Source organism: Paenibacillus sp. FSL R10-2796 (assembly GCF_037965315.1).
GTDB classification, from domain to species: domain Bacteria; phylum Bacillota; class Bacilli; order Paenibacillales; family Paenibacillaceae; genus Paenibacillus_AQ; species Paenibacillus_AQ odorifer.
Genome location: NZ_CP150178.1, coordinates 3,126,516 through 3,146,699, shown reverse-complemented (window position 1 = coordinate 3,146,699; position 20,184 = coordinate 3,126,516). Strand labels below are relative to the sequence as shown.

17 protein-coding genes are annotated in these 20,184 nt (G+C 42.9%); 4 read left to right on the top strand and 13 right to left on the bottom strand.

The features are described from left to right. Nucleotides 1-9: 9 nt before the first annotated feature. The 4 genes from NST58_RS14255 to NST58_RS14240 form a co-directional block, all read right to left on the bottom strand. A complete protein-coding gene (locus NST58_RS14255; RefSeq protein WP_076217793.1) occupies nucleotides 10-1,698 on the bottom strand; it encodes a VWA domain-containing protein in 1,689 nt (562 codons plus the stop codon). 13 nt (nucleotides 1,699-1,711) lie between these two features. Further along, nucleotides 1,712-2,455, bottom strand: coding sequence for a hypothetical protein (locus tag NST58_RS14250; RefSeq protein ID WP_076217794.1), 744 nt, complete (start codon nucleotides 2,453-2,455; stop codon nucleotides 1,712-1,714). A gap of 151 nt (nucleotides 2,456-2,606) precedes the next feature. Then, nucleotides 2,607-3,848, bottom strand: coding sequence for a molybdopterin-dependent oxidoreductase (locus NST58_RS14245; RefSeq protein WP_339248462.1), 1,242 nt, complete (start codon nucleotides 3,846-3,848; stop codon nucleotides 2,607-2,609). 49 nt (nucleotides 3,849-3,897) lie between these two features. Next, nucleotides 3,898-4,776 (bottom strand): LysR family transcriptional regulator, encoded by an 879-nt coding sequence (locus NST58_RS14240; protein ID WP_036686616.1) that lies wholly within the window; start codon nucleotides 4,774-4,776, stop codon nucleotides 3,898-3,900. A gap of 115 nt (nucleotides 4,777-4,891) precedes the next feature. Here NST58_RS14240 and NST58_RS14235 point away from each other — a divergent pair, with 115 nt between their 5' ends. After that, nucleotides 4,892-6,181 (top strand): adenylosuccinate synthase, encoded by a 1,290-nt coding sequence (locus NST58_RS14235; protein WP_339248459.1) that lies wholly within the window; start codon nucleotides 4,892-4,894, stop codon nucleotides 6,179-6,181. A 142-nt stretch (nucleotides 6,182-6,323) separates the two neighbouring features. Here the strand turns inward: NST58_RS14235 and NST58_RS14230 are convergent, their stop codons facing one another. Further along, entirely contained in the window at nucleotides 6,324-6,512 is a 189-nt protein-coding gene (locus tag NST58_RS14230) for a hypothetical protein (protein WP_036686376.1), read from the bottom strand. Between the two features lie 119 nt (nucleotides 6,513-6,631). Further along, a complete protein-coding gene (locus NST58_RS14225; RefSeq protein WP_248548131.1) occupies nucleotides 6,632-7,873 on the bottom strand; it encodes a stalk domain-containing protein in 1,242 nt (413 codons plus the stop codon). A 167-nt stretch (nucleotides 7,874-8,040) separates the two neighbouring features. Between NST58_RS14225 and NST58_RS14220 the strand changes: the two genes are divergently transcribed. Both NST58_RS14220 and thyX read left to right on the top strand, forming a co-directional pair. Then, nucleotides 8,041-8,577 carry a GNAT family protein gene (locus tag NST58_RS14220; RefSeq protein WP_339248457.1) on the top strand — a complete coding sequence of 179 codons (537 nt, stop codon included), beginning with the start codon at nucleotides 8,041-8,043 and terminating at the stop codon, nucleotides 8,575-8,577. Beyond that, complete coding sequence (gene thyX, locus NST58_RS14215) at nucleotides 8,574-9,290, top strand: FAD-dependent thymidylate synthase (protein WP_038570515.1); 717 nt, start codon at nucleotides 8,574-8,576, stop codon at nucleotides 9,288-9,290. The genes NST58_RS14220 and thyX overlap by 4 nt, the downstream gene beginning before the upstream one ends. 53 nt (nucleotides 9,291-9,343) lie before the next feature. Here thyX and NST58_RS14210 read toward each other — a convergent pair whose 3' ends face one another. The 7 genes from NST58_RS14210 to NST58_RS14180 all read right to left on the bottom strand — a co-directional run bounded on the left by NST58_RS14210 (nucleotide 9,344) and on the right by NST58_RS14180 (nucleotide 16,879). Next, nucleotides 9,344-10,750: a GNAT family N-acetyltransferase gene (locus NST58_RS14210; protein ID WP_081391841.1), complete on the bottom strand. Its 1,407-nt coding sequence runs from the start codon at nucleotides 10,748-10,750 to the stop codon at nucleotides 9,344-9,346. 171 nt (nucleotides 10,751-10,921) lie between these two features. Continuing rightward, entirely contained in the window at nucleotides 10,922-12,364 is a 1,443-nt protein-coding gene (locus NST58_RS14205) for a PQQ-binding-like beta-propeller repeat protein (protein WP_339248453.1), read from the bottom strand. Nucleotides 12,365-13,059: 695 nt separating this feature from the next. After that, the gene (locus NST58_RS14200) at nucleotides 13,060-14,043 is read right to left on the bottom strand and encodes an ROK family protein (protein WP_339248450.1); all 984 of its coding nucleotides are present in this window, start codon (nucleotides 14,041-14,043) and stop codon (nucleotides 13,060-13,062) included. Nucleotides 14,044-14,059: 16 nt separating this feature from the next. Further along, nucleotides 14,060-14,746: an N-acetylmannosamine-6-phosphate 2-epimerase gene (locus NST58_RS14195; RefSeq protein WP_038570497.1), complete on the bottom strand. Its 687-nt coding sequence runs from the start codon at nucleotides 14,744-14,746 to the stop codon at nucleotides 14,060-14,062. Nucleotides 14,747-14,754: 8 nt separating this feature from the next. Next, a complete protein-coding gene (locus tag NST58_RS14190) occupies nucleotides 14,755-15,672 on the bottom strand; it encodes a dihydrodipicolinate synthase family protein (RefSeq protein WP_339248447.1) in 918 nt (305 codons plus the stop codon). A 58-nt stretch (nucleotides 15,673-15,730) separates the two neighbouring features. Beyond that, nucleotides 15,731-16,618, bottom strand: a complete 888-nt coding sequence (locus NST58_RS14185) for a carbohydrate ABC transporter permease (protein ID WP_051491452.1) — start codon at nucleotides 16,616-16,618, stop codon at nucleotides 15,731-15,733. Nucleotides 16,619-16,630: 12 nt separating this feature from the next. Beyond that, the gene (locus tag NST58_RS14180; RefSeq protein WP_339248444.1) at nucleotides 16,631-16,879 is read right to left on the bottom strand and encodes a hypothetical protein; all 249 of its coding nucleotides are present in this window, start codon (nucleotides 16,877-16,879) and stop codon (nucleotides 16,631-16,633) included. 123 nt (nucleotides 16,880-17,002) lie between these two features. Between NST58_RS14180 and NST58_RS14175 the strand changes: the two genes are divergently transcribed. Continuing rightward, entirely contained in the window at nucleotides 17,003-18,994 is a 1,992-nt protein-coding gene (locus NST58_RS14175; protein WP_339248442.1) for a hypothetical protein, read from the top strand. Nucleotides 18,995-20,184 lie beyond the last annotated feature (1,190 nt).

Here is a 20,184-nt window from a genome sequence, read left to right as displayed (position 1 = left end):
AAAAATAGCTTACATTTGAACATTGAGCAGGTTGCCAATTTTATAGACTACATCATCTGTATCTGCATTGATGTTGGCCGCTTCATTTATACTCGAAATACTCTCAAGCGCCTTGATATTCGCATTGTAGCCAATCGTGTAAATCGGGATTTTGTAGGTCTCAATAAGACCTCTGATATCATTCAAGGAATGCCCTTCATTGGTCTCTCCATCACTTAATACAAAGATCAACGGCTTCAAATCCGGATTTAGCTGTAATTCCGTTTGAAGCATATGGATGGCTACCGCGATCCCGTCAAAAGTAGCCGTCCCCCCATTTGCTTGTAGACTGTCAATCGCACCAACAAACATGGACTGCTGGTTCGTGTCATATTTTCCAATCGGAAGATTGATTGTAACGTTATCAGAGTAAGAGACAAAACCAATGCTGTTATCCTTGCCTAAGTACTTCTGGCCTGTTAATAAAGATTGCTTTAAGCGGTTCAAGGGTTCCCCGTTCATACTTCCTGAGACATCTGCCACAAATACTGCGGCGATAGGTTTATTGCCATTTTTCTTCTCTTTCCACAGCTTCTGAGCTGAGGATATGAGACTGCCATCCACTGTACTAAGCTCTGATTGGTAATCATTAAGACCATTGAAGCCTTTTTTCTCACCCAGCTCCTGGTATTTATCCTGTTCAACAAACTCAGCAAACTTCTTAATAATATCGAGTTTTTCCTGAGGAAGATCACCCAAAGCATAAAGCGGGCTGTCATGTCTTACACCAAAAGGAGTGAATACATACCCCCCTTTCAAATCTGTTGCATTCACAAAGATCTGGTATTCTAAGACAAAAGCATCAAGCTTACCGGTTTTTGCAGCCTCTCGCATCTGTAAAGTGGTTGAGGCAATAAAGGGTACATTTGCTTGAAATTTCTCAAAGCCCTGCACCGCTTGCTCACCAAGTAAGTCTGAACCGCCAAACGTCCCAAGCGCTGTTACCAGAAAGTTTAAACCCGTAGAACTGGCAAAAGGGTCGGTATAGCCCATTGATAATTCATTATTTGCTATGGCGTCTGTAACCGTCTTAACGTTTAAAGAACCGTATTTCTCTATTAGTTCATCATATTTCGCCTTACTGGTAACAATACCAGCTACATTACCTACAAGGCGTTTAGTGATTAGCTGAGTGTTCATCCCGTTTGCTTTTACCATTTCACCCCACAGCTCATTTGAAGGGGTAAAGGCATCTGGCACATACTTCCCAGATCTTATGTAATCTGTCGCTGTACCTGAAGCAATATTACGGATTTTCACAGAAACATGACTCCCGTTCACCTCAATATTAGAGTTGTTAAAATCTGTAGCAACTTCATTTAGCCAACCATCATTACCCGTTCCTGATTTCTCTGTAGAAGAAAATATCTCTACAAAGCTATCTGTTGTATTGTCTACGGATACAGGAAACTTTGAGATATCTGGTAGTGAATCCCCAATCGCAACAGGATCCAGGTCAATCTGGCCTTTGATTTGCTCAGCAGTGGTCACGTTTATGTTCTTATATAGCTTCTCAAGCTGCTTCCCCGCATCTTCGGAAGAAATCTGGGTTTTGGTTTTTCCTATATTAGAAGTCAAGGTGATTCCAAAATACACGAGAGCAAAAACTACCACCGTAATGGTCCCTAAAACTGCTACTGTTTTTCCTTTATTAGCCATACACATCTCCCCTTCATTGCTTATAGAATTTCGTCTGCTTGATCAGCTCATCGATTTCCTTCATACAAGGCATCTCTTCAACATCTGTATAATCTGTACTGTCAAGTAGCGATATTTCCAGCAGCAGCTTATCCAGCTTCAGCAGAATCTCTTCATTTGCCCCAAGATACCCTGTTACGTAGGCTAAATATTCATTGTACAAAGCTGTCTTTTTTTGCACCAGTTTATCTGAGAACTGCGAGGGTCTATGCTGGCTGGAGAAAAGGGTGAACTCTGAGGCATCAAATACACTGAGTTTATTCAGAATCCCTCGAATGTTCAGGTAAAAAAGCTTTGCTACTTCATAACTGACTGCATTAAATTTTTTGAAGCTAAGTTCAGTGGATTCGAATCTCTGACCTAAAACATCTAACAAGGTACTTCTCTTCTTTTCCATCCGGGATATCTGATCTAGAGCAAGCGCAATGTCTTTTTTCAGCACTTTGACATTTTTGTATTGAGTAAGCGCGGCTATATAATCCTCATAAGATTTCAGTGTTTTCACAGCAGGGATAGATGAAGGTTTAAACAATAAAATATAACTTCCGTAAAGAACAACAAGTAGACTAACAAACAACAATGTCACACCTAAAGCTATTTCAAATACACTGGTTCCTCCGATTTCCACCCCTAATAAACCTGGTGACAACACGATAATGTTCAGTAGTACCACACCGAGAATAAGTCCCAACAGCTTTATGGCTCTAACCCCGTTCATCACAACCACCTCCTGCATCCAGTCACTTCTATTGTATGGAGCAATTTCTGTTATTACGTCTCTTCATTTGCTATATGCTAAAAAAATAAGGAATTAATCAACAAAAAAACCTTAACAGGCAATAAGCCCATTAAGGTTAACGATCCCTATTTTATACCCACGCATCATTTGAATACCCGCGTTGCTCCCAATATCCCGTATGATCGCCTTCGATCAGCTCAATCCGGTTCAGCCACTTCACAGACTTGTATGCGAACATCTTCGGAACGATTAACCGTACAGGACCGCCGAGATCGCTAGGAATCGGCTTTCCATCATGCATTACCGCGACCAGCACATCATCCATGTCAGCTTGTTCCAATGTGAGCGTATCCGTGTATACACCATCACCCGAATAGAATTTCACAGTCTTAGCTGTGGGCTTCACACCGGCCTGACTCAAAAGATCTTTTAGCTTGATTCCTTCCCAGGTATTCTTATAGACTGACCAGCCTGTCACACAGTGAAAATCACTCACCTGAACGGTCCGGTTCAGCTTTACGAACTGTTCCCAGTTCCACTTGAAATTCTGCTCCACAAGCCCATCTATCGTAAAAGACCAATTGTTGTTCGTAAACTCTGGAATCGGAGTGACTGTGTAAACACGGAATTGTCCTTGCGCCCCTCCTCCGAGAGGGGGTGAGGATGCCGCCAGTGGCTGGGGTGCAGGCAACAACTGATTACGATCACTTTCGATTAGCTTATCAATTGTTTCGCTGCCCCCGATATTTCCAATTGAACTGCCGAGCCATTTTATAAACGATGGACCTATAGTGACCGCAAGCCCAACACCAATCGATCCGCGTATGAAAGCTCTACGTGTATAAACCGGCTGCGGGGTTTCCCGATGATTCGAAGGGCTACCTGTCTCAATGCCACTTTTCACTATCCGCCGGCTCGGTTCTTTAAGCCATTTTACCCGAGTCAAAGAATGATAAATAATATAAGGAAGGCCTATCCAGGTCAATAAGTCATGGACGACCAGAGCAACGTTCGATACATGTGGACCCACCACGCGGAATTGCCAGAGTAGCACTCCTGAAACGAACCAGCCGAGCAGCAATGAAAGTACAACGATTACATTAAAACGTTGCCAAGGCCGTTCCTTCAGTTGTTTCCAATGTTTACCTGCCAGCAGCAAATAATAAATAACCGGAATAATCGAAGCGACACCGACCACGATATGAAGCCCTTTGATCCATACTCTGCCTTCCCCTAAGAAGCCACGCCAGAAGCCACCTACAAGCACAAGTCCTGTGAGTGTGAGCAACACAACCAGCCAGCCATTCCAGGTATGAAGCGCCCGAAGCTTTTTCCCGTATCCCTTGCGCAGCCGAGCCAGTAAAGGATTCATTACCTTTCCTCCTCTTCACTATGTATGCTCTAATAGCTCTTTCCTGATTCTACTCTAATAATGTTAGAAAAGACTTTGAAGCAGCTGTAAGAGGAACTCCACGCAGGGTAGCAATTCCTATGTTACGTTCTGGCAAAGGTGGGTCCAGAGGAATCTCGACAAGCTCACCTTTTTTCAATTCTTCGGTTACGTAATCACGAATAACAAAAGCAAGGCCAAAACCACGTTTCGCAAACTGAACAAGCAAATCCACACTTCCCAGTTCAAATTCAGGTGTAATTGTCAGATGATTAGAAGCTAAAAACTGATCCATATACTTTCTGGTGCTGCCACCCGCTTCTAAGCATAACAACGGATACTGCTGAATGTCTGCAAGCGGCATGGTCTTGTCCGCCAAATGACGAAAACCTTTGCCCCCTACCAGGCAATCTTGAAGCTGAGTACTTTTGCGAAAATCAATCTGTTTATCAGATGTCGGCAAGCTGACGATACCAAAATCAATTTTCCCTTCTTTTAAAAGCGTAAGTGTTTCTGGTGTCGTACGATTCGTAATATGAATGCGGATATTGGGAAATTGTTCATGAAATTGCTCCAAAAAAGGTAACAGATAATATTTGCATAAGGTGTCACTTGCTCCGATATGAATCTCGCCGCTGTTCAGATTGTTCATATCTGCGATCGCTCTTTCGCCCATGTCTACATGATGAAAGGCTTGCTCAATAAAGCTAAGCAGTACTTTTCCTTCTGTTGTTAGATCGACCCCGCGAGAAGTGCGAAAAAATAACGGGCCGCCCATTTTTTCTTCCAATTGTTTAATCGTGTGACTTACTGCCGGTTGTGTAATATTGAGTCGTTCTGCCGCAGCAGTTAAACTCCCAGTATTCGCTACCCAATAAAAAGAGCGATACCACTCCAAATTAATGTCCATCCCCACGTCATTACTCCACCTTATAATAGATATAACTTATATCAATTTTTCTAATGATTTAACTAGCATTATACTTAGTCCTGTAGCCAAAAACAAGCTTGGGAGGCGAAAACGCGTGACCGTAATTGCAATTGTAGGAGCAAACTGGGGCGACGAAGGAAAAGGAAAAATGACGGATGTGCTAGCTGCACAATCTTCCTTTGTCGTTCGTTTTCAAGGTGGTAGTAATGCTGGGCATACCATCATAAACCAATATGGAAAATTTTCATTGCATATGCTGCCATCTGGGGTATTTTATCCTTCCGTTACAAACATTATTGGACCCGGAACAGCACTTGATACAGAAGTATTAATAAAAGAATTGAAAGCTTTAACGGATAGAGGTGTGCCAAAGCCTAGATTATTCGTATCCGAACGGGCGCAAATCGTGCTTCCAATCCACCGTTTGTTTGATGAACTAGAAGAGGAACGTCTGGGATCTCAAGGATTCGGTTCAACTAAACGAGGAATCGCACCATTTTACGCAGATAAATATGCAAAGCTAGGCATACAGGTAGCGGATTTATTTGATACCGCCCGACTTGAGAAACTTCTTGAACAATTACTCGCTTCCAAAAATATCTTACTTGAGCATTTATATAAGAAAGCGCCGATCCAAATCTCGGAATTAATGATTCAGCTGCAAGAAGAAGCTGCACAGCTAGTGCCTTATGTAGCCAATACAACAGACTTGCTGCAAGAGGCTTATGCCAAGGGAGAGACTATCTTACTTGAAGGTCAGCTTGGGGCTCTGCGTGATCCTGATCACGGTATTTATCCCTACTCCACCTCCTCTTCAACACTTGCCGGGTTTGCACCTGTCGGTGCCGGTCTTCCTGCAGCAGCTATCACGAATGTCATCGCTGTAACCAAGGCCTATTCCAGTTGTGTCGGCGCTGGACCTTTTGTTACGGAATTAGAAGGGCCCGTTGCGGATGAACTTCGTTCAAGAGGTGGCGATGCCGGGGAATTCGGGGCTACGACTGGCCGTCCTAGACGTATGGGCTGGTTTGATGCTGTAGCTACTCGTTACGGCTGCCAAATGCAGGGTGCCACTGAAGTCGTGTTGACTAATCTTGACGTGCTTGGTTATTTGGATGAGATTCCAGTTTGTGTGGCTTATGAGCTTGAAAATGGAGAGATCACCGACAAGTTCCCGGCTACGAATAAACTGAACTCTGCAAAACCGATATTCACGCATTTATCTGGCTGGAACTGCGATATCTCTCAGATCACCGACTTCGAAGATCTGCCAGAACAAGCTAAGCTTTACATTGATTTTATTGAAACCTCTATTGGCACGCGTATTACTACGATTTCCGTGGGTCCTAGACGCGAACAGGTCATTAATCGGATAACGAAATAATCATATACGTACTAAATCTCTGTAGAATTTAAAAGAAGCGCCTCTCTTATTAGAGAAGCGCTTCTTTATTTTATTCATGAGAAGGGCTGCCTCATACGTAGAAAAATCCACTTTTGAGACAGCCTCTTTTTGTGTACTCTTTTTAAATCAACACGGCATCCACTTTCGTCTGCGGAGCCTTGTCACAGCGTTTACAGACCTTAACAACTGCTCCATCCGTTTTTTTCTTGGGATAAAGCAGCTTAATACGGGTGTTCTGACAGATTGGACAAGTCCCCCTGCCCCTTGATGGTAAATTCCAAAGTGCATGTCCACGTTTTGACTTTGCCATGAATAAACCCCTCATTTCGGCCAACAATAGTCAACACTTTAATTCTGAAAGTGCTTCTCCAAAATGATATGTCGCAAAGACAGGCTCTATGACTAAAGTAACGCAGAAGTTAGGAAGAATTAATTCGTATAAATCATGGAGACAACACCGTTCGTAAAGGTAACATAGTTATAATTACCATACTGCCAGGTCTCCACTTGAATGCCACTACCTGATAGTGTGGATTTACTTATTGGCTTACCCCAACTAAACTCCACTTGCTGCTTGGTCATCCCAGTAGCAACTATGCTCTTTTTAATCTTACTCCAAATCGCATCCGACCACTTATAGGTCTTAAATGGATCCGTTGTTAAGAAATATTCTTTATTTCCTAATGTACGGATCAACTCATCCCCCGACATTGTATAAGAGTTAAGAATTTGCCCCGTCGATAAAACCTTAAATGAAATGGCGAATTCACCTTCATAATCAGGTAGAATATCTACAATAGTGACTTTTTGGAACTTATAATCGGAGTCGAATTGATTGAGCCAATATGTTTTTCCAATGAACTTAACGAGGTTTCCTTGTTCTTCCTTCTTAAAAATCTGCGCAGTTTGTTTCGTATAGGCGAACAACTCTGCTTTGCCGAAGTAGATCTCCATCGTCTGATAATTTCCATCCCAAATTAACTCTGCTGACAGTGCAGTCTTTAAAAGCGTGGCAGGAAAAACTGTAGATCCGTCGATCTTTTGCACCTTACCACTCATTTTGACCTTCGCACCATTCACCATTGCAATATCGCTTCCGAGTTGAAGCTGTATTGGCAAATCACCTAGACGAATGCTAAAGGTTTTAGTTGCTGTATTAACTTGGACTGTTGCTCCCAACGTTTGAAAAACCGATTGAACCGGCAAATACATTGTTCCATTAACAAATGCACCTTGATCAATATCATGGTCCGCACTGATCGAAACTTTTATTGTTTTGGAATCTGATCCTGAAATGACCGTTACGTTCGTTTCTCCTACCGCTAAGGCTTTCATTGTGCCATCGGCTTGCTTTTGCAGCAAATAAGGCTTTTCAATTACGACATTTGCTTGAGCTAACGGAACGCGTTCGGAAATGCCATCGGCATCTTTAGCATAGATTTGTACCGGAACATTGTCCCCAACAGTGATTTCGGTAGCATCCATCTGAAAAATCAAATCTTCAACCTGCGGATTGCCTTCATTGTATGATGACGAAACTGAACTGGCACTCCGTAAAATACTACCTTGATCGTAATCGACGTTACGCGTATCTGCCGCCTTCACTGTATGTATTGGACCCAACATAGATACTGCTAATGCTGCAGTGATGCTCCATTTAATAGCTTTCATTTTCCTTACATCCCCCTCTAAATATATAAACCTTAATTACTGTATCACAATTCCACAATTTTACTAGAGAAAAATTTACAAAAATATTTTTTTGTATTTCTAGTGAATTTACTCCGTGATAATTACAGAGTCTTCCATTATAATCATGGATTAGGAGGTATTAACTCATGGAAATAATAGCCGACAGATTGATATTAAGAGATTATACAAGCAATGATTTTTCTTTTTATGAAGAACTGGAACTTAATCCTTTGTCTCACAAATATGAAAACACCGCACCAGATGCAAAACAAATTAAAGAGAACTTCCTTTCGATTCTGACTCAGACTACCAGCGATCCGCGTGAGCATTATGATCTAGCAGTATGTACAAAGCAAAATAGAACCCCCATAGGCAACGTAAGTATAAAGTTAAATTGGGAAGAGATCAGAGAGTGGGAGATTGGCTGGGTCTTACTGCCGGAATACTGGAAAATGGGCTATGCGACAGAAGCCGTCAAAACACTGATATGCTACGCCTTTAGCTCTCTTAATGCCCATAGAGTCGTTGCCTATGCCAATGCAGAGAATCTTCAATCTGAAAAAGTTATGATTAGAGCAGGAATGATTAGGGATGGAATCCTCAGAGAGACTAGATTTTGCAATCAACAATGGTGTGACGAACTCATTTACTCTGCTTTGGAAAAGGAGGCTACATTAAATTGACAACAATCAAAGTTTTAAATGAAGGTTATGTAAGATTAGTAGATCATATGGGCTCAGATTTAACGGTTGCTAACGCTGCGCGTGTTTCTTATGCAAAACAATCTTTTGAGCTTAGTGATCGGGATATTAAACTAATAAAATTCCTTGCCCGTGAAGGACATACCTCTCCTTTCCGCCATGCCATCACTCAATTTGAGGTTTATGCCCCATTAATGGTTGCGAGACAGTGGTGGAAATACGTAGTCGGTTCTGCTCATTACGAAGGTACTGGAGATAGCTTGGAAGCCTGGAACGAATCCAGCCGAAGATACATAACAGAAGAACCCGTTTTTTATCAACCTGCTGCGGGAGAATGGAGATCCAAACCAGAGAATTCCAAACAAGGCAGTGGTGACATCATTGCATGGGAGCTTGGTGAAAAATACACCCGTGAGCTTCAAGAATACACCGAGTTAGGATTATCTAAGTATGAAGCAGCTTTAGCAGATGGTATATGTGCTGAACAAGCAAGACTGTTTCTACCTGCTTATGGATTATTCGTTCGTTGGTACTGGACAGCTTCAGTTCAATCTGTAGCCCATTTTTTAAATCAAAGACTGGAGCATGACGCTCAGAAAGAAATTCAGGAGTATGCAAAAGCAATTTTATCGCTGATTGAGCCACTATTCCCTGTCTCTTTTGATCAGCTGCTGACAACCGGCTCTGTAGATTAATTTATTTCCTTATATAAAAAAGAGCCGCCAAACCCTTGGCGGCTTTTCCCTTTTTACACTACCAACCCTCGTATAACTTCAAACTCGTCCCTACTGACTTCAACGAACCCGAGTGATGTATATAAATTCGTAGCACGTTCGTTTTCGATCCGATGGCCAATAACGATTTTGTCACAATGATGTTCTGCTTTAATATAACGAATTAAGGTATCCATACCCGTTCTGCCTAAACCCCTGTTCTGATATTTCTGGTCAATCATAAAAGCCATAATCCAATAACTTCCATCCTCAGGATCTACGCTATACACAGAGAAACCTACCAATTCTTCATCTGCGTATAAAGCGAGCGGGGTCATACCACAATAAGCTGCTTCTGCTAACCAATAGACCACTGGTACAGGAAAAATAGCCTTTTGCTCATCCGATACTTCTAATTGAGTACAAGCGTACCAGTTTTTTTCAGTGATATCCTTCAGCACTATATGTGCTTGAAAGCCGGTTCGTAATCGGTCACAAACTCTTTCTAATTTCAGTTTAAGCTGTTTCGCCCAATCCGGGAAAATAGAATCATCCGTATTCTCCATACACCGAAGTAATCTAGCAAAACTGTATAAGTCTGCAAATCTTTGAAATTCAGGTATCAACTTCATATACTCATCATCTAGCTGCTTAACCGATCTATATCCATTAATAAAATGGTCAATGTTTCTTCTACTCTCATTATCATCCGATTCCGTCAGGTCTCTTAACGCCGATGTAATATCCATCGCAAACCAGTGATACATAGAGTCATCAAAATCGATGGCACTGTAGCGGGATTCTTCTTGCATATAAAAGATATTATCCATCTCAAAATCATAATGTACGAGCCCAGTATGCCCTACTCCAAATGGAAGCTCCGATAGCCAAGCTTCAATCCGCTCATATTCCTTAAGCGCCTTATGCTCCTCAGGATGCCTGCTCAATACGGAATAAATAAAATTCAATGAATCGACCCAGCTTTTGCGATAAGGTGTGCTCGGTGCATAGGTTTCCGAAAAATTATGCAGACGTGCAAGCGATTGGCCCCATTGATAAAAATGAGGTTCCTTCATCTCATCAAGTGAAACATATTCACCCTGGGCCTGTTCAAAAACTACCCCGTGGTATCGCCCGTGATCCGTTAACAACGTTTCAATCCAATTGCCAGACTTAGAACGCACTGGAGAGACAGTCTCATAACCTTGTTCTAATAAATACATCATAAAATCCAGCTCTGCCTGGATATTGTCTGGAGAATTATCCTCTTCATGAGTAAACCTTAAATAAAAGCGGTTACCATTCCACTGAAAGGTATAAATAAAATTGCTGCTGGCCCTTACCATCTTTAAGGTTCCAGGCTCATGATTCCAATACTTAATCATCTCTTTAGCAGGAAGATCGTTCTCCGTTCCCCGCACCATGTTCATTAAAGTCATCATTGTCCGATAGTGCCTCCTGCTTCATGACGGATTTGATTTTGGGTCCCCCCATTAACATTATCGGTAAATTATTCTATTAAATCAAGGGAATTTAATAGGCAGAGCTTTTGCTCTTCCACCATATCTATAGCATTTTATAAAAAAACACTTTTCTAATTAGGACTATATAATTCACTGTGCCGGAGCAAATCTCCGACCAAGCGACTCATCGTCCTCTACCCAGTCATATTTCAGAATAAGCGGAGCAGGTACAATAGTCTCCAGTTGCTCTACACTCTCCCGCACATCATCATCAAAGTATCCTATAGCAAGTACAAGGGAAGAGATCAAGTTAGACAAAGATCTGGCGCTTTCACCAATCGTTTCCCAGTTGAATTTCTCCCCCAGTACTGTTGTCCAACCTTGGGACTGCCCGATGGAGATTTGCAAATGAAGTTCCCATTTAGGCTCCATCTTAGCCGTCCAATAGGAGGACAGGACGTAAATCACGTCATCATTTGCCAAAATCACCGAATGAATGGAACCTTTGATTGCGGTCTCCGCTAAATGCACTCCTTTTTGGAAAAAAATATCAACAACGGAGTAGCTTTCAATCGAGTTATCCATTAAGCGACTTTGAATAACGTTGCCGCATCGGCCGAGAATTGGCTGAGTTATTGCAAAACCTTTAGTTTCCGCTCTCCATAGCTGTTCACCGTCTCGCGTTAAACAAATGAATTCCCCGCCGGTCAAATTTACGTATAAATTACCGTCTGCGCCCAGGGAAGGGCTGGTGTCAACGTAGCTTTCCTCCGGTTGGTATATCCATTTCACTTCGCCATCCGGAGCAATGGCATATAACTGGCTAGAAAGACACCCATACATAACCCCATCCTGATCTATGACAGGGGGACGGTGCCCTTCTCCTTGACCCATCGGTTTCTCCCACAACAACTCTCCATCAGGACTAAAAGCATAAAGTTTGGAATTCACATTTTGACCAATATATATGATTCCTTCACGGGAAATAACCGGATCGCACCAAAATATGGACGAGCACTTGTAAACCCATCTTATGGTTCCATCCGCATCAAAAGCATAGAGTCTCCCAATAATTTGTGACTCATCTTCATATGTACACAGGTAAATATACCCTTCGCTGTTTACCACCGGCCTGCCATACGGTACACCATCCACTGCAGTCTTCCAATTTATCTGGCCGTTTTCGTCAACCGAAATGAGCTGATTATCTCGAATGCTATTGGTCGCAACTAAAATGGAGGCTGGGCTGATCAGCAGGGGAGACATAAGGGATGCCTTAGTCTCCAATAGCAGCTCCACAGTGTCAGATTCAAAGCAAACCCGAAACAGTTTGCCATATTGATGATTAAGCTCGAAATCACCCTGCCCCACAGCCAAAATGGCTCTCCTTTGTTCATTCACTGTAAACGAGCTTAATCCATATGAAAAATCCGGCCGCCCCGAGTCAACAACTCGCTTCAAAACTGAAAGCGATGTTGGAGCTCTGAATCGGGATTGTCTGGTCCAATTCGCCTCAATGGGATGAATGGCTAATGGACGATAGCTGCCTTGTTGAAAACCGCCTATTCCTTCGTTGTTATTATAATCGACCATAATTTTCCCATCCTTTGTTATATAAGTTAAGGGATACAAACTGGAAAATTTGTATCCCTTAAGCCTAATTAAAATCTTAGCTAGGCTGGTTTGGTCAAACAAGTTATCCGAGCCGGACCAGTTAAGGTCGAATTTCCCCGAGTCTTTGGACACATTGAATTCGTCGTAGCGATATCGTGTGATATGCTCACATTAATGAATCATCATCATAAATTCAACGTAAAAAGCAAAAAACAGCTTCCCATAACATGGATTAGATGTGTTGATGGTTGAACGAAGGGTTCATTCGGCAGTGGGTACTGGGGCGGGCTATAACTAATAAAAGAAACCACATGGAGTATTATTCACATGTGGTTCTAACTAAATTATTTTAAAATTTAACCAATCCCAAAACACTAATCAATCTTCAATGGCTCAATTACACCGGATCTCAGGGGAATCTGAGAAATAGAATAAATGTATTCTATACAGTTATTTCGTAGGCGAATGCAATCATTTTGACTTTAGTTGCATTTTCTACAACTAAAAACACGAGAAGCACCACTAAGGCTGTAAATCAAGAAAATAGCTGTACAAAATACACTTATACCCATCGGCTGGAGGGATTCGAGAAATATAGTTGTACGATGTACAATTAAACTCGCTTCTACGTATTGCTCCATGGCTTTCTATACAGATAGATGGTGAATAGCCCCTTATAACTCTGCTCTCTTTACTTTATCGGGACTATACTCCCACATCTGCAGCCCCGCACCGATCATTCCACATAAATTACCATGATAGGCTGCTTCAATACGAACATTTTCCAGCATCGATGGCATTACTCTGCCCTTTACTTCCCTTCTAATGCCTTCAAACAAAAGTTCGCCTGCTTCAGCAACTCCACCGCCAATGACGATGACTTTAGGGTTAAAAATATGGATTAATGAAGCAATCGCGGATCCGAGCGCAGCAATCGTGTCTTCCATTAACGCTGTAGCCAGAGAGTCACCTGCCCGCCATCTCGCTATCACTTCCCGTGAGTCTACATTCTCTGGGGACTGGTTATGTAATAAAAGCTTGTCGCGCATGCGACGTGCGATACTTGTGCCTGAAGCATACTGCTCTAAGCAGCCTGTTCCACCACAAACGCATGCAGGCCCTTTGAAATCTACGGACATATGGCCTAACTCTCCAGCCCCACCCCAAGAACCGTGGACAAGATGGCCGTCTACGACTATCGCTCCACCCACGCCCGTACCAAGGGCAAGACAGATAAAATCTTTTACCTCTTTGCCTGAACCTAAATATTTCTCTGTTATTGCTAATACATTCACGTCATTATCAACGATTACTGGAAGTTGAAATTGTGTTTGAAGCAACTCCTTCAAAGCTGTGCCAGCATAGCCAGGGATAAGCTCCGAAGCGGAGCGGATACGCCCCGCCTCCCAATCCATTTGCCCTGCCGATCCTACGCCAATTCCTTGGAGCTGAATTCCCGCTTGTTGTGCTGTTATTTCATCCATTAATGTCCGAATTGCTAGTATAATACGATCCATTGTTTTCGTCTGTCCAGCCAATGTGCTTAGGCTTACAGTATGTAAAACGTCCCCTTGTGAAGAGACGAGTCCGGCATTAATTTTCGTGCCGCCAATATCTACTCCGATCGCATATTCTATATGAGGATCATACCCTTCCATCGCGGACTCACCTCCGTCAGTCATTGAAATTGCTCACGGCCTTAACATATCTCGAAGTGATCAATTGCGGCCTAGTAATTGCACTTCCTACAACAACATAGGATGCCCCCGCATTCTTAGCTTTTGCTGCGTCTTCCGGTGTCCATATCCGTCCTTCCGCAACAACAGGAATGTTCACTAATTTGCTTAATTGTTGAATTAAGACAAGGTCCGGTCCTTCCTGCTGTGTACTGTATGGGGTGTAGCCTGAAAGCGTGGTACCGATGAAATCCACACCTAATTTCTCAGCGGCAAGCCCTTCCTCAAATGTCGAAATATCCGCCATAACCAGCACACCTCTCAGATGTGCATATTCTATTAATGGCTTTACTGACTCTAAGCGTTCTTCCCGATTCGTTACATCAAGCGCAACAATCTCTGCTTTTGCAGAAACAATCGCCTTCACTTCATCTAAGGTTGGTGTTATAAATATGGCTGATCCGGGAATATCCCGTTTAATAAGTCCAATGACCGGTACATTTACTTCTTTTTTGATAGCTACAATATCTGGAACACCATTTGTCCGGATTCCTATAGCTCCTGATTGAACCGCTGCTCTTGCCATTTTAGCCATTGTATCCCCACCATGAAGCGGCTCATGCTCAAGTGCCTGACAGGAAACAATCAGACCTTTCACCGGAAAGATATCACTTATTCGAGTCATTATTAACCCTATCCTTTCGCTTCAAGAATATAATCTAATATTCTATTGTTCAGAGCTTCCACCCGCTCCTGATCGGAATCCTTAATCGGTAAAAGCGGCATTCTTGGCTGACCTGTTTCAAATCCGCGCACACTAAGGATCGCTTTACACGCACCATATAATGAAGGAAAGGATAGCAATTCAACAATGAGATCATTGATGATAAACTGCCATTTCTGCGCCTCAGCCATCTCTCCTTGCACATAACATTGTTCCACTTTTAGGAATAACTCTGGCATCACCCCATAAGTTCCACCAATCCCGCCATCTGCCCCAATACTGCGGCCCGCCAAATACTGCTCATCAGGTCCATTTAAGACTAGAAAATCCTTCCCGCCTGCGGCTTTAAATTGCTGAAGCTCAAACGTGCTCTCCGCCGAAATTTTCACCCCGATCACTTTATCCTGAGCTGCCATCTTAATCAGCAAGCTTTTCGATAATTGAAAGCCTGTAGTTTGCGGGATGTGATAGATAATAAATGGAAGCGCTGTACTATTAATAATTTCCTGCCAATGACTTTCAACACTGTCCGGAGACAGACGATAATAGATCGCAGGAACAGCCGATACGGCATGTGCGCCAACTTTCTCAGCATGGATAGCTAGTTCAACACTGTCTCTTGTAGATGGAGCACCCACGTGAGCAATGATTGTAAGCTCTTTTCCAACCTCTGCTATAACTGCCTCGAGCATTTGTTTGCGTTCTTCTACAGATTGCAGCATACCTTCGCCAGAGCTTCCGCCAATATAAAGACCTTTTACTCCCGTAGAAGCATACTGACGAGCTAATTTTCGGGCTGCTTCTTTATCGATTTCCCCCTCAGCATCATAACTGGAGTACATAGCAATAATAATGCCTTTAAAGGATTCAAGATCATATGATTTCATAAATTACAGCCTCCATCGTTTAATTCATTACTATTAATTTTCGTTGTTATAAGAATAACTAGCCTTTTACAGCCCCCATAGTAATCCCTTGGGTAAAGGCTTTTTGGAACATTAGAAAAATTGCAATCATAGGAATAGAGGCTAACGCAGCACCCGCCATAAGCAATCCATAGTTTGTTGTGAATTCACCCCGAAGAGTCGCTACCCCAAGTGGTAATGTCATCATTGAAGTCGATCTGGTCATGATCAGCTGACTGAAATAATCATTCCAAGAAGTGATGAAAGTAAAGATTGCCAGTGCCCCTATTGCAGGCTTTAACAAAGGTAAAATGATGGTTCCGAACAAACGAATTTCAGAGCTGCCATCTATTTTGGCTGCTTCAATTAATTCTCCTGGAATCGTCTGCGCGAACTGCTTCATTAGGAAGACTCCAAATGGCCAGCCAATCGCCGGTAAAATAAGCCCTTTATACGTGTTGACCCACCCAAAATCTGCAAGCATCGTAAACAGCGGGACAAGAATAACTTGCTTAGGCAATGCCATAGCGGCAACAAACATCGTAAAGATAATGCCTCGGCCAGGAAAAGACTTTTTGGCTAGCACATATCCAGCACAGGAAGAAACGATACAAATCGCTGCCATTTCACAAAAAGCAATGATGAAACTGTTAAACATCCAGCGCTCAACGGGATTCTTAAATAACTCGGTCCAGTTTTGCAGAGTCGGCTTAGCCGGAAACCATTCCGGGGGGATCGTTGTTGCCACAGTCTGAAGCTTAAATGCCCCTGAAACCACCCAATAAAAAGGGAAGATAAAAAACAACGTTGCTAGAATCAACAGGATGGTCGCTAATATTTTTGGAATCGTCAATTCTTTTTTCCATTTGCTTACTTTCTTAGATTGGCCAATAGGTGCTCTCAGTTCTAACGGATTCGTAGAATTCATGATGTCCCCTCCTTAATACTCAACATCACTGCCAAAGTATTTGAATTGAATGATAGAAATGATCCCGATCACAATCGCAAGGATGACACCCATCGCCGAGGCATATCCAAAATGACCGAGCATAAAGGCTTGTTCGTAAACGCCATACATAACAGTCGATGTGCTATACACAGGTCCACCCGAGGTGAGCAACTGAATTAGTGCAAAACATTGAAAGGTGTTGATCGTGGTAATCACGATAATATATAAGTTCGTTGGCATTAGCATTGGCCAGCGGATGTAAAAGTAGTTGATTTTAATGGCTCAAACAGAACTTATGTTGCGGGCAGATACATAGATGGAAATAATTTTTATGCAGCTTCTTTGTATAATAATAATGATGGCATGCTGGAAATCAGAAAGAAGGTTTCTGGATCTACTACAACTTTGTCCAGCAAACCTTACGCTCTGCAACCAGGAGTTTGGTATAATGTAAAACTCGAAATGAGCGGAAATACCATCAACATGTATGTAAATGATACGCTGGAGCTCTCAGCTTCCGATTCCAAATTAAAAAAAGGTGCAGCAGGGCTCGTTACCTTTAAGACAATTACGATGTTCGACAACGTGACCGTTTCTGATACCATTGGCACTACGCCGACACCAACACCTACTGCTACGCCATTACCGACTGTTACACCGATACCGACTTCTTCACCAACACCTACTGCTTCACCGACACCGACGGCTACACCGATACCGACTTCTTCACCAACGCCTACTGCTTCACCGACACCTACTGCTACGCCGATACCGACTGTTTCACCAACACCAACTGCTACGCCGATACCGACTGCTTCACCAACACCAACTGCTACGCCGATACCGACTGCTTCACCAACACCAACTGCTACGCCGATACCGACTGCTTCACCAACACCAACTGCTATGCCGACACCGACTTCTTCACCAACGCCTACTGCTACACCATTACCGACTGCTTCACCAACGTCTACTGCTATACCGACACCGACTGCTTCACCAACGTCGACACCGGTTCAGGTTAGTGAATATGATTTGGCTGGGTTTGCCACAGGAACAACAGGTGGTGGAAATATCCAAGAAAACAGTCCACTCTATAAAAAGGTATATACCGCAGAAGATCTTGCCACTGCACTGAGAAAAGGATCCAAAATAAAGGTTATTGAAATTATGAACGACTTGGATCTGGGATGGAATGAAATTTCTGATGCAGCAAAGATCTCCCCATTTAGCGCTCATAACAATGCTTTAACACATCCCGTATTAATAGAGACTGGTGTCAGCAAAGTGTCTATAGACAACTTCGACGGTTTGACCATTTTCTCTGCTAAGGGTGCAACCATTAAACATGCCGCTTTTACCTTTAAAAGAAGCTCTAACGTCATCATCCGCAACCTTGAATTTGATGAGCTGTGGGAATGGGATGAAGCAACCAAAGGGAATTACGATAAAAACGACTGGGACTACATCACCATTGAAAACAGCAACAACGTATGGATCGACCACTGCACTTTCAATAAATCTTATGACGGAGTTGTCGATGTTAAAAAAGGCAGCAACGGCGTCACCATTTCATGGTCATCCTTCTTAGGGGATGATAGAAACGCAAACAGCTGGGTTACTCAGCAAATTAATGCTATGGAAGCCAACAAAGCTGCCTATCCCATGTACGCTTATTTAAGAAGCAGCTCAGTTGGCCTAAGTAAAGACGACATCATTGCGATTGCCGCTAGTCAAAAAAAGGGCCACTTAATAGGCGCAACAGAGTTTGCAGCTGATAATGCGCTTCTTTCTGTAACGCTCCATCACAACTACTATAAAGATATACAAGACCGCATGCCCCGCCTTCGTAGTGGTAATGCGCATGCCTATAACATTGTAATGGACAACGAAGATACCAGATTGGCTAAAAAACGTCTAACCTCCGCTATGGAAAAAGCGATCTCAAGCAAGGGGTATCATTTCGGGGTTACAAGTAACGGAGCCATCTCGACAGAAGGAGGAGCTGTATTACTTGAAAGTTCTGTAATCATTGATGTAGTGTATCCTCTTCGCAACAATCAAGCGGATGCAAATAATAGCAAATATACGGGTGCAATCGCAGCTTTAGATACGATCTATTCACTTGATGGAGCAACATTCAGAGGAGACAGTACAGCAAAGAACAGCCCTCTCTCCCCTGCACCCGCTGCCGTTAAAGCATTTGCATGGAACGGATTCACAACACTACCTTACAGCTACATTTCAGATGACCCAGCTAGTCTAAAATCCAGACTTACCGCTGTTGACGGCTCAGGGGCAGGCAAATTGTCCTGGTCAAACGAGGAATGGTTGAAAACAAATTACAGCAACTAACTCGACTAACTAATTACTGAACACATATCCCATTACTACAACGAGAAAAGTTACTAACTTAGTTGCCACACTAGCGCCACCTTTGCACCAAATTAGCGACATATTAGTGCTACTACCGCCATATTAACGCCACATTAGCACCACATTAGCACCACTTTTGTACCGCCGAAATTGCTCAGACGCTCAGACGGTGATTTTACAGTTTAGAGTGTAATATTTACGAGGTCAGACGACGATTTTAGTTTACAGTGCAGTATTTACGAGGTCAGACGACGATTTTACAGTTTATAGTGCAGTATTTACGAGGCCAGACGACGATTTTACAGTTTATAGTGCAGTATTTACGAGGCCAGACGACGATTTTACAGTTTATAGTGCAGTATTTACGAGGCCAGATGGTTCGGACTCAGCAGCCCTTATTTCGAAGAATCCGGGCATTTCGCAGTGCTATCGGACTCAGATGCAGCTATTCATCCCAATATGCTCATTTTGGGTGTGGATTTAGACCAATAAGAGCTATACAGTCCGAAAACTCAGCAAAATGGTCAAAAAAGCCAAAATAGCTGCTATACAGTCCGTTAGGAGTGCTAAGAGCGTGAGGAACATGAGGAACATGAGAAACGTGAGGAGCGTTATTAACTTAGTTGCCACATTAGCGCCACCTTTGCTCCAAATTAGCGCCATATTAGTGCTACTAGCGCCATATTAACGCCAGATTAGCACCACTTTTGTACCTCCGAAATTGCTCAGACGCTTAGGCGGTGATTTTACCGTTTACAGTGCAGTATTAGCGAGGTCAGACGACGATTTTACAGTTTACAGTGCAATATTTACGAGGCCAGATGGTTCGGACTCAGGAGCCCTTATTTCGAAGAATCCGGGCATTTCGCAGTGCTATCGGACTCAGATGCAGCTATTCAACCCAATATGCTCAATTTTGGTGTGGATTTAGACCAATAAGAGCTATACAGTCCGAAAACTCAGCAAAATGGTCAAAAAAGCCAAAATAGCTGCAATACAGTCCGTTAGGAGTGCTAAGCGCTTGAGAAACATGAGAAGCCTGTGAAGCGTGAGAAGCGTGAGAAGCGTGAGAAACATGAGGAGCCTGAGGAACCTGTGAAACATGAGGAGCCTGAGAAAAGTGTGAAGCCTGAGGAACATTAAGCGCCTTAGCCCCCCTGAGGAGCATT

What these genes read in the sequence shown, in the direction of transcription:
- NST58_RS14175 (WP_339248442.1), top strand. Translation starts at nt 17,003, where the DNA reads ATGCTGGAAATCAGAAAGAAGGTTTCTGGATCTACTACAACTTTGTCC.
- NST58_RS14240 (WP_036686616.1), bottom strand. Translation starts at nt 4,776, where the DNA reads ATGGACATTAATTTGGAGTGGTATCGCTCTTTTTATTGGGTAGCGAAT.
- NST58_RS14245 (WP_339248462.1), bottom strand. Translation starts at nt 3,848, where the DNA reads ATGAATCCTTTACTGGCTCGGCTGCGCAAGGGATACGGGAAAAAGCTT.
- NST58_RS14255 (WP_076217793.1), bottom strand. Translation starts at nt 1,698, where the DNA reads ATGGCTAATAAAGGAAAAACAGTAGCAGTTTTAGGGACCATTACGGTG.
- NST58_RS14205 (WP_339248453.1), bottom strand. Translation starts at nt 12,364, where the DNA reads ATGGTCGATTATAATAACAACGAAGGAATAGGCGGTTTTCAACAAGGC.
- NST58_RS14195 (WP_038570497.1), bottom strand. Translation starts at nt 14,746, where the DNA reads ATGACTCGAATAAGTGATATCTTTCCGGTGAAAGGTCTGATTGTTTCC.
- NST58_RS14190 (WP_339248447.1), bottom strand. Translation starts at nt 15,672, where the DNA reads ATGAAATCATATGATCTTGAATCCTTTAAAGGCATTATTATTGCTATG.
- NST58_RS14225 (WP_248548131.1), bottom strand. Translation starts at nt 7,873, where the DNA reads ATGAAAGCTATTAAATGGAGCATCACTGCAGCATTAGCAGTATCTATG.
- NST58_RS14180 (WP_339248444.1), bottom strand. Translation starts at nt 16,879, where the DNA reads ATGCCAACGAACTTATATATTATCGTGATTACCACGATCAACACCTTT.
- NST58_RS14210 (WP_081391841.1), bottom strand. Translation starts at nt 10,750, where the DNA reads ATGATGACTTTAATGAACATGGTGCGGGGAACGGAGAACGATCTTCCT.
- NST58_RS14250 (WP_076217794.1), bottom strand. Translation starts at nt 2,455, where the DNA reads ATGAACGGGGTTAGAGCCATAAAGCTGTTGGGACTTATTCTCGGTGTG.
- NST58_RS14230 (WP_036686376.1), bottom strand. Translation starts at nt 6,512, where the DNA reads ATGGCAAAGTCAAAACGTGGACATGCACTTTGGAATTTACCATCAAGG.
- NST58_RS14220 (WP_339248457.1), top strand. Translation starts at nt 8,041, where the DNA reads ATGGAAATAATAGCCGACAGATTGATATTAAGAGATTATACAAGCAAT.
- NST58_RS14185 (WP_051491452.1), bottom strand. Translation starts at nt 16,618, where the DNA reads ATGAATTCTACGAATCCGTTAGAACTGAGAGCACCTATTGGCCAATCT.
- NST58_RS14200 (WP_339248450.1), bottom strand. Translation starts at nt 14,043, where the DNA reads ATGGAAGGGTATGATCCTCATATAGAATATGCGATCGGAGTAGATATT.